At 37.9% G+C, this 17,956-nt stretch carries 14 protein-coding genes and 1 other RNA gene; all 15 read right to left on the bottom strand.

The window, feature by feature from the left end:
* Positions 1-2: 2 nt before the first annotated feature.
* Positions 3-1,427, bottom strand: coding sequence for an ethanolamine ammonia-lyase reactivating factor EutA (locus tag AC3WSO_RS08730; RefSeq protein ID WP_492530242.1), 1,425 nt, complete (start codon positions 1,425-1,427; stop codon positions 3-5).
* Positions 1,428-1,453: 26 nt separating this feature from the next.
* The gene (locus AC3WSO_RS08725) at positions 1,454-1,951 is read right to left on the bottom strand and encodes a EutP/PduV family microcompartment system protein (protein ID WP_492530241.1); all 498 of its coding nucleotides are present in this window, start codon (positions 1,949-1,951) and stop codon (positions 1,454-1,456) included.
* A 10-nt stretch (positions 1,952-1,961) separates the two neighbouring features.
* The gene (gene eutS, locus AC3WSO_RS08720) at positions 1,962-2,303 is read right to left on the bottom strand and encodes an ethanolamine utilization microcompartment protein EutS (RefSeq protein WP_283871719.1); all 342 of its coding nucleotides are present in this window, start codon (positions 2,301-2,303) and stop codon (positions 1,962-1,964) included.
* Between the two features lie 36 nt (positions 2,304-2,339).
* Complete coding sequence (eutH, locus tag AC3WSO_RS08715; protein ID WP_492530240.1) at positions 2,340-3,581, bottom strand: ethanolamine utilization protein EutH; 1,242 nt, start codon at positions 3,579-3,581, stop codon at positions 2,340-2,342.
* Between the two features lie 94 nt (positions 3,582-3,675).
* Positions 3,676-4,254 carry an ANTAR domain-containing response regulator gene (locus AC3WSO_RS08710; protein WP_492530239.1) on the bottom strand — a complete coding sequence of 193 codons (579 nt, stop codon included), beginning with the start codon at positions 4,252-4,254 and terminating at the stop codon, positions 3,676-3,678.
* Positions 4,247-5,677, bottom strand: coding sequence for a histidine kinase N-terminal domain-containing protein (locus tag AC3WSO_RS08705; RefSeq protein WP_492530238.1), 1,431 nt, complete (start codon positions 5,675-5,677; stop codon positions 4,247-4,249). Before AC3WSO_RS08705 ends, AC3WSO_RS08710 begins: the two co-directional genes overlap by 8 nt.
* A gap of 249 nt (positions 5,678-5,926) precedes the next feature.
* Entirely contained in the window at positions 5,927-7,834 is a 1,908-nt protein-coding gene (locus AC3WSO_RS08700) for an ATP-dependent DNA helicase (RefSeq protein WP_492530237.1), read from the bottom strand.
* Between the two features lie 85 nt (positions 7,835-7,919).
* Complete coding sequence (locus AC3WSO_RS08695) at positions 7,920-9,056, bottom strand: THUMP domain-containing class I SAM-dependent RNA methyltransferase (protein ID WP_492530236.1); 1,137 nt, start codon at positions 9,054-9,056, stop codon at positions 7,920-7,922.
* A 3-nt stretch (positions 9,057-9,059) separates the two neighbouring features.
* Positions 9,060-10,799, bottom strand: a complete 1,740-nt coding sequence (locus AC3WSO_RS08690) for a putative bifunctional diguanylate cyclase/phosphodiesterase (protein ID WP_492530235.1) — start codon at positions 10,797-10,799, stop codon at positions 9,060-9,062.
* A 608-nt stretch (positions 10,800-11,407) separates the two neighbouring features.
* Positions 11,408-11,788: RNase P RNA component class B (gene rnpB / locus AC3WSO_RS08685), an RNA gene on the bottom strand.
* 60 nt (positions 11,789-11,848) lie between these two features.
* Entirely contained in the window at positions 11,849-12,142 is a 294-nt protein-coding gene (gene gpsB / locus AC3WSO_RS08680; protein WP_323646594.1) for a cell division regulator GpsB, read from the bottom strand.
* Positions 12,143-12,259: 117 nt separating this feature from the next.
* Entirely contained in the window at positions 12,260-13,516 is a 1,257-nt protein-coding gene (locus AC3WSO_RS08675) for a ribonuclease H-like domain-containing protein (protein ID WP_492530234.1), read from the bottom strand.
* 742 nt (positions 13,517-14,258) lie between these two features.
* Positions 14,259-16,538, bottom strand: coding sequence for a DEAD/DEAH box helicase (locus tag AC3WSO_RS08670; RefSeq protein ID WP_492530233.1), 2,280 nt, complete (start codon positions 16,536-16,538; stop codon positions 14,259-14,261).
* Positions 16,513-16,896 (bottom strand): YppE family protein, encoded by a 384-nt coding sequence (locus tag AC3WSO_RS08665; RefSeq protein ID WP_197141327.1) that lies wholly within the window; start codon positions 16,894-16,896, stop codon positions 16,513-16,515. The genes AC3WSO_RS08670 and AC3WSO_RS08665 overlap by 26 nt, the downstream gene beginning before the upstream one ends.
* A gap of 595 nt (positions 16,897-17,491) precedes the next feature.
* Entirely contained in the window at positions 17,492-17,686 is a 195-nt protein-coding gene (locus AC3WSO_RS08660; RefSeq protein ID WP_079560000.1) for an endonuclease, read from the bottom strand.
* Between the last annotated feature and the right edge of the window lie 270 nt (positions 17,687-17,956).

Here is a 17,956-nt window from a genome sequence, read left to right as displayed (position 1 = left end):
CCTTACTTTGAGTGAAAAGCAAGTGTTTTTACAACGACTGGGACAACTCCAGATGGCAGTACTTCCCCAATGTCAATGTAATCGCCTGTTTCCACTTTGATTTGATCGATGCAAATGATGGGAACTGTTTGATTAATCGCTTGTATCGTTTGCCCAATAACTTTTGCATAATCTGATTGAATGACTATGATAATTGGTAGTTCCTTGGAGCTTATCGTCGCTAAGTGTTTCAAAATAGCCTCACATAAAGCACGGACATCCCGGAAGCTTAAATAGGGTAACTGACTAAAATAGAGTGCAAACGGAGAGCGACTCTCCTGTATAGAAAATAAAGCATCGGCTCGTTCAACCGCTGTTTTTACCGCATAGTCGAATTCTTGGCTGTTCGTATCCATATGACAATCGAAAACAGGCACATTTTTTAAAGGCAAAATTTCCGCGTCTACTTGAATCGTTGCACCACTAATCTCAGTTGTTTGGGTACCTGCACCAGTCACCGTTGCCCGTGCTGTTTCCTCTGGTTTTAGCCATAAAAAGGATTGTAACTGTTCGTGCTGCAAAAGATATGTCGCCAATTTTTCGCCGATATCATCATATTGACGGTTTGTACATTCTTGTTCATAAATACAAGCAGCTACACCACCGGAAAAAACGACTGCTTCAACTGGTTTATTCCAAGTTGGCAAATGTCCTAGCAATAACGGATGCTGTTCATCTGACAATTGTCCGCTTAGTGTCATCGCGACTATATCCGCCATTTCTTGGATTAGTTGTGTGACACGTACATCCTCTGCTGCATCACCCACCTTTAATGGCTTTGACCATTTTTCCATCAGTTTCATAATGGGTGGTGAAATCGATTGAACAATGCCATTATGAAATTCTATGAGTCTCCCTCCGACATGCAATGTACACGTACCAATTACTTCTCCATACTGCATTACCGCAATATTTGCTGTACCACCACCGATATCGATATTAGCGATAACTTTGGCCGTATTTTTAGATTGTTGTAAAGTACCCGCGCCCTTTGCTGCAATGATTCCTTCCAAATCGGGTCCGGCAGTAGCAACTAAAAAGTGTCCAGCTGTATCCGCAATCGCATGAACCACCTCGCTAGCATTTTCCTTTGTTGCAGATTCACCTGTAATAATAATGGCACCTGTTGCAATATCTGTTGGTGCAATTTGGGCCAATTGATATTGCTGAAAAATAAATTGCTCGATTTTTTCCATATCGATAATTTCTTTATTGATAAATGGTGTTTTAATAATCGGGCTTTGATGTAAAACCGTTTTTTCAATAATTTCTATGCGAGGCACATGCGTTATACCTGCAACATTTTTCAACAGAAAGCTACTGACAACCATTTTTGTTGTACTTGTTCCAATATCAATGCCTGCACTATAAATTTTTTCTGTCTTCAACTTATTCCCCCCCCCTCCTTTCGCCACTACGGGCAATACATGAGATAAGGACTATCACGATCCTTCACGAATTGGCGAATTTCTTCGTCACAATTGAGCTGAATAAGTGGCGCAATAAACTCAATACCAAGTTTTTGCCACGAAGAGGTTTTCACAATAGGACCACGTGTCATGACATTTTGTAATAACGCTGTTGCTCTTTCTACATCTGCAAGGGGTGCATCAATTTTTGTAATAACACCAATTTGTATTTTGGGAATTCCTAAGCTAAATTGCGGAGGAAAAACACTCCTTGATGACGTGGCATCCTGCAAATAAATTACATGTGTCACTTCAAGCGATGTTGCCATAATGTTTCTGTAATACATCGGATTTTCAATATATTCTCCGGGTGTATCAACTATCCAGTCATCATAAACGAGCGCTTGTGTTTTATTGGCTTGTCTATCTTTTCCTAATAACGCATTCATCAATGTCGACTTCCCTGCTTGCACACCACCTATAATCATTACTCGATTTTTCATAAGGCACATCCTATGACTTCGTTATTTTTGATGGCGTATAGCCTAGCTTCTCTGATAGAAAACGATTAATCTCTAACATCGCCATTTCAACCTCGGAGACACTGCCAACAATTACGAGACTGCCGGTAAAGCGATCTAAAAACCCAAGTTTTACGTTCGCCGACTTTGTTGCTAAATCCCCTGCGATAATAACTGTCTCACTTGGTGTACATGTCATGATGCCAAGTGCACCTGCTTCTTGGATACCTAGCTTTTGAAACATATCAGGGTCAGGATTTGCGATTAGATGACTTAATGTTAGCTGCTTTCCTGGCACAAACTCCTGAATAAACCGTTTCTTTTCTTCACTCACACGTCATCACCTCTTTCAAGTTCATTGTTCATTTAATCAAGACTTTTGCTCTAAATATTCTCCTTCTTTAATAATGCCTGCCTTGCGATCTTCTTGTTCAAGCCTTAGAGCTGTTGGAACAGATAGCTTATAGGCAAATATTATTGCAATAACACCCGCTAAAAACTTACCTGCGATAACCGGTAAAATGATGGTTGGTTGGAAGTTTGCTGTAAATGATAAATGATCTCCTAGAAGGAATGCAGAACAAACTCCAAAGGCAATGTTAATGACCTTATCTTTCGGTGGCATATGTCGAACAAGTGTAAACATGGCTAAAATATTAGCAATTGTCGCTAAAATACCTGCGCTCCCTACTGACGATAGGCCTAACTTTTTACCTGCTGCTTCTAGAGGCTTCGATGCATATTTTCTTATTAAGTACACCATTGGGAATGCACCCGCTAGCATAATACCGATGTATCCAGCTGTTTCAAGTGCCCGGAATTGATCGACTTTATCTGCCATAATCGGATCAAAGCCCCATGCACCAAAAACCTTCGTAAAAATACCTGTGAAAATTTCTACAATCGAAAACACTAGCACAAGTTTGATAGCAGCATCCATCACACGTCCAAAAATCATGAAGCCTTTGATCATGCCATTTGGAATTAACTTAAGACCTAACGCAATTAACACGACGAAAATAAATAAGGGCAATAAATTAATTAATATTTGTATAACTGAAATGGCAAAAACATATGTTGGTGCAGCTGTTGTACTAATCACTTCACGAACATCTGTATTAAACGTTACAATCATGATGGAAGAAATAAATGCTCCAATCGGAATTGTTAAAACACCCGCCATAATACCTAAAGCCATATATTTATGATCTCGCTTATCTAACATGGCAAGACCCATTGGAATAGAGAACACAATTGTTGCGCCTGACATAAATCCGACAACTAGAGCCATGACCCATCCTTCATAGGACTCTTTTAACGCATTCGCTAATTGGTATCCCCCCATGTCCGAGGCTAAAATTGTCGTTGCTGCAATAGCTGGATCAGCACCAATCCATTCAAAAATCGGACTAATAAAATGACTTATAAACCACGTTAAGTAAGGTATAGCAGCCATGATCCCTGCAGCAGGGACAAAAATATGTCCAACCGTATGAATACCATTCATAAACTCTTTCCCGATTCCATATTCAGCATCTCGAATTGCTCCGATTGCCCCTAAAACTGCACAAATCATAATAATATAAACGATAACGGTTCCTATCATTGCCATCCTAATCATCACCCCTTGAGTTTTGCTTAAAATTTTGTTATTTATTAAAAAAAAGACGCATTTAAAGAGGAGATCTCTTTAAAGCGTCTTTGCTTTACCTATTTACTTGTAAAGTATTGATAATGCGCCTTGCAATAAGCGCCATTTCCTGTTGAGTCTGCATACTTTCACTTCGAATTTTTTTATAAGCTTCGTCCTCACTAAGGTTCTCTGACTTCATGAGCAAACCTTTTGCTCGTTCGATTATTTTTCGCTTTTCTAATTCTGTCTGTTTATGCAGCAATTCCCCGTTTAAACGATTGAACTTATCAATCTGGTGAAATGCCACTTCCAACGCAGGAAGGACATTCTTCTCAGAAAACGGTTTCATAACATAGCCTAAAACGTTATCCTGCTTCATGTATAGTAACAATTCTTTTTCACTATAAGCTGATATAAATAGCACTGGTATACCGAGCTGCTGTTCAATTATTTTGCTTGCCTTTAAACCATCTAGCTTCGGCATTTTAATGTCCATTAAGATTAACTGTGGCTGATGTGTAAAAGCCAACTCAATTGCTGATTCTCCATTGTTCGCTTGTGCTACCACTTCGTAGCCATTATCCTCTAACATAAACTTCAAATCAATTGCAATAAGGGACTCATCTTCGACAATCATAACTTTCCTAGTCATTTAGGATAAATACCTCCTCACTTACAGGGAACTGGATTTGAGTATGTGTACCTTGTTCACTAGGGATAATTGAAAATATGCCAGCTAAATCATGTTCAACAAGCCTTGTTATAATCTCCATTCCAAACGATGCCTTCACCTCTTGCATTCCAACGCCGTTGTCAGAAATATGAAGTGAAATAGAAGAAGCATCTTTTTCAAATTGGATATCGATTGTTCCCTCTTCACGGCCAATAAAAGCATATTTCAGTGCATTTTGCAGTAGCTCACAAATGATTAATGCGAGCGAAACAGCCTTTTTAGAATGACAAAATAACAGTACATTCTCGTGATGAAAAGTTAATTGAATAGATGATGTGTTGGATGTGCCAACCATTTTATGACCAATCTTTTTAGATAACGCAATAACATCTACTTTCTCTTCTTCGTTATCCTCATTCTCTAAAATAAGTTCATAAACAGATGAAATACTATATATACGATTTAATGCCTCTTGAAAAGCACTCGCACTAGAAGCTGACAAGTCATTTCGCATTTGCAAGCGCAATAGACTCGTGACTGTTTGTAAATTATTTTTCACTCTGTGGTGAATCTCTCTTATAGCGAATGTTTTCATCATTAATTCATTTTCTTTCAGCTTAAGCTCTGTAAGATCATGAATTATGAGGAGTGTCACTTTATCATGTTGATCACGAATAGGAATTTTCTTCACAATAAAGGATTTACGATCAATCGTAATTTCTAAGAAAAAGACATCATCACCCTTATCATAGATTTCCTGTAAAAAAGGTAAGATTTCATCCAAAGCAACGTTGTCAAAACGCTCAAGTCCGGATAGCTCCGATATAAATCGGTAGCCTGCAGGATTACTATAGATGACTTTGTTTTCATGATTTGTAAGAATAATCGATTCCACTAGCAAATCAGAAACAACTGGAATCGGTTGAGAGTCCGGCTCCACAATATGCTCAATTAATGCAAAAGGCATTTGCCTGAAATCATCTTTAGGTGTTGTTTGCATGTCCACCTTTTTTTCCTGAATTAACACTGCCATAACTTGTTGTTTGTCATTATAGAGAGGGACAACGTTTTGTTCAACCGTTATGCCTTCCTGTGTGATTGCTCTAGTCATTGACGATTTTTCTTTATTTTTAAAAGCAGCAAATACTGCTGGCTCAAAACTTTCAAAGACAAATTTTCCAATTACAGATTTTTCGTATAAGCCTCTTTCTGTTTTTGGGAATGCCTCTGCCACAACAATCGCATGCGGAAAGTTTTCCATCATACAATCTATGAACATATAACAATCTGTCAACTCAGCATAATACGATAATGTTGCTTCTATTTCTTTTAACTTTTCTATGTCATTTGCAGATAAGCTCGTATATTTTCGACACAACGATTGAATGTTCGACAGGCTCATACCCCCTATCACTGAATAATCAGATTTGAATTATTCTAAAATTTCTTGTCATCATTATAAACCTTTTGCAAAATTATTTTCAATAGAAAAAATAATTTATTTTATTAAATTTCATTGCATTACAAAGAACTATATAGCTTAAAAGAGAAATATTCAACACTTTTTTCAAACTCAACATTATCCCACGATAAAAAAGTTATTTTAGTATAAAAAAAAGCGAGAATGCAACAGGTGCAAACTCGCTTTTTTCTACTTTATTTCTGGTGTAACAGCTAATATATCTTCAAATGTTTTACGCTGCTTTGACTCTTCTTCATTCATTAAAATATGGATATCTCCGCGGTCGTTTGAAGTACGAATTAAACGCCCCATTCCTTGCTGTAAACGAAGTTGCATAAATGGTAATTCCACTTCTTCATATGGATTTTCTGCAAATGTACGTTTCGCATCAAATAATGGATCGTGTGGAGGGAACGGTAAATCAAAAATAATAACTCGTGTTAATGCCTCCTCCGGCAAATCTAGACCTTCCCATAAATGATAGGAGCATAATGTTTTGATGGTACCTTCTTGGAAATCACGAACAATTCCTGACAGTTCACGATCCCCTTCAAACGCTACATACATTCGTTCCATAATAGGTAGTTCTGCTTTAAAATCTAACATTGCTTGTTTAGATTTAAATAAAATTAAAGTTTTTTCACCGTCACGTAATAGCTGTTGAACCCTCGCCGTTTTCTCCTTTTGAGAAAGTTCATGTAAATAAATTCGCATAACTTCTTCATAATCAAATGGAGAAGGAACAGAAAACGATTGATAATCACGAATTCCTAGACTATAAGCAATATATGAAAAATCTTTTTTCACTGATAAAGTTGCTGAAGAAAATATGATTGGAAGTTTTTTAGAGAATAGTTTTTCTGCTAAAACTTCTGTGATAAGACGTGGCATAATGACAAGCGTTTCTTCCCCATCGGTTTCCTCTAGCCAATCTACTGCATCTCCCTGCGCTATAAAAATACGTAAAGAAGCCTCGTATTGTTCTAAATACTCCTCTGCCATATTTAATTCATACTCCGGAATCATATACATTTCAGATTCGAAGACAAATTCCTCAAGTAATGTTTCGACATCTTGAATAAGTTGTTTCCCGTATTTCAATAGATTTGGCGATTTGTTAATACGTTTACGCTCTTCTTCAGAAGCGACTAGATCGTCTCGTAGTTGGTCAAAAAATAGCTCATGGTCATCTTGTAATTTTTCCATCGCATATAATGTACGTTCTCGCACACCATCTACCATTAAACGTTCTAACAATTGAACAATTGTTGTCGCCTGTACTTTATACGTCATTGCTTTTTGCGCAGCATATTCTAATAAATGACCTTCGTCTAACACGATCATTGATACATCCGGCAATAAAGCTAATTGCCCTTCACGTTCACGTGATTCCTTTGTAGCTAAATGTTCCATCAAAAAATCTTGTGAACAAATAATGAGATCCGCTGATTTACGATAATGTGCACGATGTAATGTTTGACCACATCGATTACGTAGGTCACATACTGAACACTGCATAATCGAGTTGTAATTTACTTTTTGCCAATCTTCATCACTGACTGTTGGATAATCGCTTCGTTCACCATAGGGTTGTATTGCAATCATCGAGCCCTGTGCATACACTCCATCAGGTATAGAAAACGAAATATCATCAATCCATTCATCAGTTTCGACTTTCTCAGCTTCCTCAAAACGCTTTAAGCATAAATATTGGTCACGTGACTTCGCTAGGCGGACATCGATTTCAAGACCTAATGTTTTTTGTAGCTTATAAATATCGCCGCCCTCTTTTACTAACTGGTCAATTAAGGTTTCATCAGCACATGCGATAAGGGCTGGTTTACCAGTATAGCGTGCATAAGATACAGCCGGTAGTAAATAGGCAATTGTTTTACCAGTTCCTACTCCTGCCTCTGCAAAAAGCACGTTTTTCTCTTTTAGGGCCTGCTCGATTTGATAAGCCATAAAGATTTGCTCATCACGGCATTCAAAGCCCTTTTCAGGTAATTCATCGTAAAGGACGTCCCCCATCCAGTCACCTAATGACTCAAAAAATGAGCGGTCCTTCGTTAATACAAATGGTAAAGATTTACGCAATTGACGCTCCCCCTCTAACTATCTGGTCCTATTATACGCGACGAAACGGAAGATAAGAAAAAATCTTATCTTCCGTTATCATTCGTTAATCTCTTTTAGACTTTTGTCCCCAGAACTGGTAATAATTCGTTTCAATAAAGCCATTGAATAATTTACGTTTCTTTGTCGATTGACGACCGTACAGTTCCTCAAAGTTTTTCATTGAGGATAACATGTACACAGACCAAGTTGGATAGTTTTTCATGACTTTTCCTAAATCACGAATTACCTGCTCCACGATCTCAATGTCCCCAATACGCTCCCCATATGGTGGATTACCAATCATAACACCATCTGTTAGCTGTGTTGTAAAATCACGTGCTTGCATTTGCTTGAACGTAATCATATCACCAAAGCCTGCTTCTAGTGCATTTTCTTGTGCAATACTCACCATGCGATGATCGATATCAGACCCGAAAATTTCTAATGGTTGATCATAGTTCGCTAAGCTATCAGCTTCATCTCGCACTGCATCCCAAATTTTTGCCTTCATCCATGGCCATTCCTCTGAAATAAATTCACGATTATAGCCCGGTGCAATATTTTGTCCAAGCATTGCTGCTTCTAAAGCAATTGTGCCTGAACCACAAAATGGATCAACGAACGGTCGATTTGGATTCCACTTTGAAATTTGTACGAGTGCCGCTGCTAATGTTTCTTTTAATGGTGCTTCACCCTGTGCTTGACGATACCCACGCTTATGCAAGCCAACACCCGATGTATCAATAGTAAGTGTAGCCACATCTTTTAAGATTGAAACTTCAATTTTATAAGTTGCACCAGATTCATCTAAAAATCCTAAACGCTTATAATGCTGTTTCATGCGCTCTACTATTGCTTTTTTAGTAATAGCCTGACAATCTGGTACACTAAATAATTTTGATTTTACAGACTTCCCCGATACTGGGAAAGCTGCATCAACGGGTAAATATTTTTCCCAAGGTAACGCTTTTACACTTTCAAACAATTGTTCAAAAGATTTAGCCGGAAACTGACCTACAACAATTTTTACTCGGTCTGCTACACGTAGCCATAAGTTTGTTCGTGCAATGGCCGTCTCGTCACCTTCAAAATACACTTTACCGTTATCGACTGTTGTTTTATAGCCTAGAGCCTTTACCTCTTGTGCCACAATCGACTCTAATCCCATTGCAGCAGTTGCTACTAATTTATAGTTTGCCATACACTAATTCCTTCCTTGATGTTCAATTTCCCAATACTCCAGAAACTCCATAAGTTCACGAAGTGGTAAAGGTTTACTGTAATAATAGCCTTGGATTATATCACAGTTCATTTTACGTAGTATATCCACTTGTTGTGCTTGTTCTACACCTTCAGCAACAACTTTCATTTTTAAACGATGCGACATTTGAATAATTGCATCCACTACTGCTTGTTTTTCATCGAGTGAGCCAATATGCTGAATAAAGCTTCGATCGATTTTTAAATAATCAAGGGGAAAACGAACTAAATAACTAAGAGACGAATAGCCTGTCCCAAAATCGTCAATAGAAATTTTAAAACCCATTTTCTTGAGTCGCACAAGCTTGCTAACCGTTTCATTTGCGCTGTTCATCACTGTTCGTTCTGTAACTTCGATTTCAAAATTGTTAGCAGGTGTGTTGTAACGCTCTAATATCGCTTGAACAGCGTCTAAAAAGTTTTGTTGCTTAAAGTGAATGCTAGAAATATTGATGGCAACTGGAGTCTTATAACCAGATTGACGCATCTCTATAACTGCTTCACAAGCTTTTTCTATAATTACTTCGCTTAACGGTATGATTAATCCTGTTTCCTCCGCATAAGGAATAAATTCTGCTGGAGATACAAATCCCAGACTTTCACTTTTCCAGCGAATAAGTGCCTCTACCCCTTGTATCTCTTCATTTTCCATAGATATTTTGGGTTGGAAGTGCAGCTCAAATTCCCGGCTTTCAATGGCTCTCCGTAGTTCCGAATCTAATAATAAAACACGCTGAGAGTCCGTCTTCAATTCATCAAAATAAAATGCATAGTCGTTTAGACCATTCTTTTTGGAATACGTCATCGCCTTGTCAGCACAATGAATCAATTGCTCTGTTGTTTCACCATCAATTGGATACATACTGATACCAATACTTGTAGAAATAAAAATATCTTGGCCATTAATATCTAAAGGCTGTTCAATAATACCTATAATTTGTTCAGCAAAATTTGCAGCTTCTTTAGCACTTTTTACGTTTGTAAGCGTTATAATAAACTCATCACCGCCATATCTAGCGATGATATCTTTATTTTTCAACAATGTTTTTAAGCGTTTTGCTACTTCTACTAGCATGGTATCTCCAACAGCATGACCTAACGTATCATTAATTTGTTTAAATCGGTCTAAGTCTAAAAAATAGACTGCATGCTGTACTGAATGAGAGATAGTAGAAGTTGATTCTAATAAATTATCCATTCTTTCAATATAAGCAAATCGATTTGATACTTCCGTTAATGAGTCCGTTAACAAACGCTTTTCTAGTTCATTTTCTACGATCTTTCTTTCAGACAAATCGGAGAAAATGCCACAGTAATTTGTAATCTCACCCTCATCGTCAGCTACACCGACAATTGTTAACCATTCTGGATATACGTCTCCGGTTTTACGACGATTCCATATTTCCCCCTGCCAAATGCCTTCTTGTCGTATCATTTGCCACATATCTAAATAAAATTGCAATTCATGCACACCTGACTGTAGAACGGCTGGCGTTTTTCCGATCACTTCATCACGTTTATAGCCAGTTACAAATTCAAATGCAGGATTAACCAATTCTATTCTTTTATGTTTATCTGTGATCATAATACCTTCAGATACATTTTCGAAGATTTTTGTCAATAAGGCAGTAGGATATTTGGAAATCGAATTTAGCTTCTCCAGACTATCGTTCACTCCGCTCATGATTCCGCTCCATCCTATCTCTCTATACTACCCTCATTTTTTAGAAAAGCGCTTTTGCGCCAGTCTACTCGTATGTAGACAATATGTACATCGTTGCGATAACAGTTTAACTTCTTTCAGCAAATGTCTTCAGTAGCGAAAGCAAAGCTTCAGCTACAAATGTCTTTTGTATTGTACGAGACAAATGTCTCTCACCTCTATAGGTGGAGAGATGTATGCTGATTTAAGCTACTTTTCAGCGTGTGTCCAAACACCCGCTGATATAGAGGAACTCAGTCTAAGAACGCCACGTCCTGTGGCAACGACTGAATGACCAACTTCATGTTAGCCTAAAGCCTCCGGCGGATGTCACAGAATTGGAAAGGAGTTCTTTGTGCAGGCACAAAGCCAATTCCGGACGCAATTATGCCAAGGCATAATTAATCTAGATGTTTTTGTTTCGAATCGTAGCGACAGAGGTATGACCAACAGTGTACAGCCTTATTCTCAAACGTATATCGCGCATGTTTAGACATGCTTCACAAGTAATTTTTTCTTACTATAGTCAAAAGAAAAGCTCTCCACCAAATTGGAGAGCGCTTGTCATTTCATAATAAGCATCAAAAAAATTCCATAAGCCATGTTTTGTTCCCGAGTACTCAAACAGCTATCGCCTCGTACGACCGGGTAGTAATCATCTATCTACAGAGCGAACTCTGTCCCTCTATCCGTTCAATTCCTTTTAGAGAGTGCCCCTACCATAATTTGGGTTTCTCACTCGTGGGGTTTACCTCGTTCCACCTTGCATGTTTCCAAACAAGCTACGTCACTGTGGCACTTTCAGGAAGTTTCAACCATATCATAAAGACTTAGGTTTTCCTTCCGCCGTCAGCTTTTACAGCTGCCTTACCTTATTTTTTCAGTAAGCACGAACACTACGGTCATCTCAGAACCGTGCGAGCATGGACTTTCCTCTACGACGTCTAGCGCCGCAGCGATTACCAGAATTTCATGATGATAAAAAGATTATACTAGAGTTTTATGATAAATACAACATTATTGATAAAAATTTATTCGTACAACTTACTCCCAAAGACGTGTTTCTCTAAATTAGAAAGACGTTTTAAAATATCAAAGTTAGTCGTACCAGCTGTCGATGCGACAGGTTGTCTCTTAGGTGTATTATCAATTTCTTCTTTTAACTGTTTATTTTCTTCACGAAGTTGGGCCACCACTTTTTCGAACGTTTCATAGTCTTGTATTATCTCATCAAGAAATGAATCGACTTCTTCTACATTGTAGCCTTTAAAGTTTTTCTTAAATTCCTTTTCAAGGATCATTTTTGACGTTAATTTAATATCCATTCACATCGCCCTTCCTCACACTACGTCGTTTCATTATAGCATACTTCATCACATTATATCGTCTGAAAACATCAAATGTAAGGCAAAACTTGTCGTTTCTTGCGCTTACCCAGGAAATTATTTCTTATTTCCTAACCTGAGCAACCTCTTCTCCCAAGAAATTCCCCATTTTTGCTTTTGTTCTGCTCTCCATTGCTCATTCTTCTTAATTAAATTTATACCCTCTTGCGTATACTGAAGGGCTTGGTCATAATCTTTCATTTGATGCTCATATATCATAGCTAGCTGTTCTAATACGTGCAACTTTTTTCGTTGATCAACAAAATGGAGAGAAGCCACAAATGCATCAATTGCTTCACTATACTTTTTATTTCTTTTATGCTGTATGGCCAAATAATATTGCGCATTACCCGCTTCAAGTGCATCAAATTGGGTCGTAACTTTCTCTAAAACCTTTACACTCTGCGAACTCTCTTTTAAATCGGCATACCACTTACCGATATTTGTAAACGTTTTGGCCGATTCTTCGCTTGTCTCTTCAAATAGCAAATTTGTAGAATGGACATAAAGCGTAATCAATGAAAGTAAATCCCATTCATTATGAAGAAGGACTTTCATCAGTGCATCTGGAACACCGCTTTTAACGGCATCTAAATATATTATAGGTGCAAGATATCCAGGTATATCTCCAATTCGGGAAAAACCCAGCTTCTCTTCTTCCACAGATTTTAATTTCATTCGTTCCATATCATTTTTCCATAAACGCTTCGAACTATGCAATAAATCGATTTGACGTTGTGTACGTAGCTTAGGTAATTCTTTTTGGTGGAGCGTCCAACGTGTTTCAAGTTGTGGCCAGTCAAAGCTTTTACCATTGTAAGTAATAATCGTCGCAGTTTTTTGCCAAAGCTTTGATTCAAAAAGTAACGCTGCTTCATGAGCAGGATCCGCTAAAAGATATTGAGTTAAAATAAAACTTTCATCTTCCTCTGACACTTCTAAAAAGCCTAGAAGAAAAATTTGTGTACCTACACCCTTTAAGCCAGTCGTTTCCGTATCAAAAAATAATACTTTTTCATTTTTTTCTAACGCATATGGATGTTCGAACTTTGCCTCTTTCCATTTTACTAACGCATCAAAAAATGACTGCAATTTATAATGACCGTGCTGATAACTAAATGGATAACGCACTTGCCGTTTAAATACAATACCGAATTCATTTTCTACAACTGTCAGTCCCGCTTTTTCCCACTGCTCTGTATAGCATGGAGATACAGGTTTTTGAAAAGCAGGTTTAGCCTCTTTTTTTATAGTTGTTGTCGTTTTTTTACCGAGCATTTTTTTCATTTGTAAAATTTTATTTTCGTAAGACATTACATTCACTCATTTTCTGCATATTAATTATTCCTCAGCATAATTGCGTCTGGAATCGGCTTGATGCTTAGACTGTATGAGGGCCGACACGATGTCGGTCATTTCGGTAATGCCACAGGACGTGGCGTTTTTACCGATGCAGGTCAGTTAGCCGTTATCGCATGGATGCGATGATTTTAGGCTAACCTCCCCTAAGAACTCCTTTTTGATTCCATGACATCCGCCGAGGCTTTAGGCCAACAAAAGTTTTCTGTGCGAAAGCAAAGCGTCAGCAACAACATGAAATTGGTCTCTCAGTCGTTGCCACAGGACGTGGAGTTCTTAGTCTGAGTCCCTCTATTTCAGCAAATGTCTTTTGTACCTGACGCTACGCTTTCGGTACAAAAGACATTTGCTGAAAGAAGTTAAAATTGCTAAAACTTATTGTATTTTTTCTTCACTAACTGCAATCATAACTCATTTTTTACCTGCTGCACAAAGAGAAGGTAAAAGTAGTAAGGCTAGACGAGCATCTTGTAACTTTTCTTTCGTTTCAGAACAGCTTTCCGCAGATAAATTTATATTGGTATATATATAAATCATCGGTGGATGATTTGTTTATACGGTACAGTTAGGAAGTATTATAATACAATGAATAATTGAATAAGAGAAATTGTCTCTAAAGATGGTCTTTAAACTGATAAACGAAGAGGGCTTGAGGAAATAACTTGGTTATTCCTTAAGCCCTCTTTTTAATTTAAATTTAATTTTGATTAATTTGATTCAAGATCCGAAGAAGTTCTATTATTCTCTTCTTCCCTTCCTGCAAACTGTCTTGTGCTCCAATGCATGATGGACACCCAGACTCACAAGGACAATTCGAAACATGCTCTAAGGTTTTGACTAAAAGACTTTCCCATAACTCATATACCTTTTCACTTAGGCCGATACCACCAGGATACTTATCATAAACAAAGAATGTTGGCATTTCATTGTGAGATGCCTTTACCTGAGGTACGACAGCTACATCGCTGCTGTCACATTGGATAAATATCGGAATAAAGGCGTTCATTGCATAAGCTGCTCCAGTCATCGCATCTGTTAATTCAGCTTCGGACCACTGTTCTACTCTGTTGAATGATAGCCACGATGAATTCGTATGCATTTCATCTGGTGGTAAGTGAATTGGACCAGAACCGATATTATCGTGTGTACCGAAGCGTATTTTTTTAAATATCGTTGCCTGTGCGACTAAGCCAACATCACCGAAGCCAATAATGCCACCTTTATAATCTCGGCTCCGATCTTCTTCTAGCACCTTCATCTCAACTGCTAGATTAGCGTTAGTATAGTAATCGACATCTACTTCTCGCACATAGGCTTTCTTCTCTTCCCAATCAAGCTTTTCTACTTGAAATTGAATGCCCTGATGCAAATAAATAGCCTCTTCATGTAGCAACGTCATCGCACTATGACGATCCATTTCACCAATCACCTTTGTTTGTGCAGGGACAGTCATATCAATGATTACAACATTTTCTTGCGAAGCAGAACGAAGACTAATATCATGTGCTGGAAAACGGTCACTCATCCAATGCCACTTCTCACTTGTTTTAAAAATTACGCCTTCCTCCGCTAAATAGTCAAGCAACTCCTGAATTTCATATTCACCATACGTATCCTGTGTGGAAAATGGTAGCTCAAACGCTGCACATTTCAAATGATCCATTAAAATCAACATATTTTCAGGATAAATACGCGCTTCCTCAGGTGCACTACCAAGTAAAAAGAGTGGATGGTTCACTACATATTGATCAAGTGCGGCTGATTGTGCTACATAAATGATTAGCGCCTCGTCTTGACGACGGCCAGCACGACCTGCTTGCTGCCATGCACTTGCAATATTTCCCGGATACCCTGTCATGATACATGCTTGTAATTGGCCAATATCGACACCTAACTCCAGCGCATTTGTACTCACTACTGTTTGAATAGTACCGTCACGAAGCCCTCGTTCAATAACACGTCGCTCAGAGGGTAAATAACCACCACGATAACCCCGTACCGATTCATCTAAAAGCTTATTGCGTGTAAGCTCCTTTAAATACGTCACAATCATTTCTACTCGCACACGGCTTTTGGCAAAAATAATAGTTTGAATACCTGCTGTATATAATCTTTTCGCGAGGTCACTCACCTCCAAAACAGCACTTCGACGTACGCCAAATGTTTTATGGACGATCGGCGGGTTATAAAAAAGAAATGTCTTTTTCCCAACAGGCGCTCCAGAATCACTAATTAAGGCATGGCTTTCATTTGTTAAAGTTTCCGCCAGCTCTTTTGGATTTTTAATAGTTGCTGATGTACAAATGAAAATCGGCTTACTGCCATAAAACTCACAAATACGCTTCAACCTTCGAATAACATGCGCAACATGTGAGCCAAACACACCTTTATATGTATGCAACTCATCAATGACGATGTACTGTAAATTTTCAAATAGTGAAACCCATTTCGTATGATGTGGCAAAATTCCCGAATGAAGCATATCCGGATTTGTCATCACAATATGCCCTGCCTTACGTACTTTTTGACGAATGCCTGGCGCAGTATCCCCATCATACGTATAGCTTAATATTTCTTCACCGCTTAGTTCGATTAATTCATTCAAATCATTTTTTTGATCCTGTGCTAAAGCTTTCGTTGGAAATAAATAAATAGCGCGTGAATTTTTATCTTCTACTATTTTTTGAAGTACCGGTAAATGGTAGCAGTATGATTTTCCAGACGCAGTTGGTGTTACAGCAGTAAAAGAAACACCTTCCATTGCGTTATCAAATGCCTGACGTTGATGAGTATACAGTTGTTCAATTCCTCTTGATTGAAGAGCTTTTACAAGTGAAGGATGTAAGTTTGCAGGGAAAGGTGCATATTTAGCCTCTCGCCCTTCAAGCGTTTGCCAGTGTACTATGCGTTCCTTCAATTCCTCATCATATCTCCACTCGCTTAACAGTTCACTAATGGTCCTTTTTTTCGATAACATCTGATTGTGTCTCCTTCACTACCCGTTCTAAAATTTCCAACGTATACGAGGTTGAATGAATCGCATCTAAAAAACGCTTTTTACTTGTTTCTTTATAAAAGGATTGCACAACAAATTGCTCCATCGATTCTGCCGCTGAAGCAATTTGTTGTGTATGCATATATTTTGGTCGATTTTTTTGAATCCACACATTCGCCTCTTGTTGCCATTCTTTTAAAAGTTGGTGAATGATATCTGCGTGTGGCTTAACCTCCTCAAAAAAGTCGGGAGTACGATCCTCCTCACGCATTTGCCAGAAGCGTGAAACACATTTTTCACATTCATCTATTAATTTGGAAGTTTGCTGTAATAATAACAAAATTCGCACCTCTTCTTATTCAATTAAGACTCATCACCAAAATGGATGGATTTCCGTTCCAACTGTGCACTTGCTTAGGACATTTGATAAGCCGTTTGGGTATTGGTCACACTTTGTTCCTCTATAGGTGCTCCAAGCCTTATAACACGGCATACATAAAAAAATGTCTCGCAAAATTTTTGGCGATGAGCGTTAAAATATATTTTTATCATTAGGTTGGTACTACTTAAAATACAGATTGAACTACATTAATATAAACGCATAATCTCATTATAAGCTAGTTTCGAACCTGCTATTTTAAAATTCGTCTACAAAATAATTTATGCTATATGAGTAATTTCTCCCAACAATAGATAGAAGTCTTTATTTATGACTCATTACCATAACGCGGGATTGATTTTCGTTCCACAGTCCCGAAGCCTTTATCACAAAACGTATGCTTTTTAGCCCTCGTCCCACTCACATCTTTGACCAAGGAGTCCCCTGTTTCAGTAAATGTCTAATCAAACATATCACTCTAAGTGACAAATACTGTATGAAAAATGCTCATATTGAGTTAGGTACACTGCATATGAGATAAGTGTACCAAAGTCTATCATTTTTCACTACTAATAGGCGAACAAGCATTCTTTACTTGCCAGTTCTTTTCTGCTAAGCTTACTTTCTGGCTAACAGATTTAAGCTGTTCAAAAAAATGCATACTCTGTGCATTGTTTTCCAAAGACACTCTTGTTAACAGTAATTGATTGACCAGATCCAACTGCGCAACTAATTGTTTTAACTTGTTCAAAATAACGCCTCCTTTGCTTTATTTTATGTATTCCTCGTATGTATAAAATTACCTTCATGCGTGACAAAATAAGCGTAAGTTAGCTGAAAGAAGAAGTATTTCGATAAAATTTAGTTGAACTAGTCTATTAAACTCCCTTGTCTTGACACTTGGAATCAAGTAGAGAAGCTAGCGTGGGATACCGTATTTTCTATAAAACGTCTTGAAAATCCCATCAGTTATTTTGACGATTCGCGTGAAAGAGCTAATTAAATTACATGCTATTATTCG

It is taken from the genome of Lysinibacillus sp. EB106-09-02-XG168, from assembly GCF_058791475.1.
This window is presented reverse-complemented; position numbering and strand designations above follow the sequence as displayed.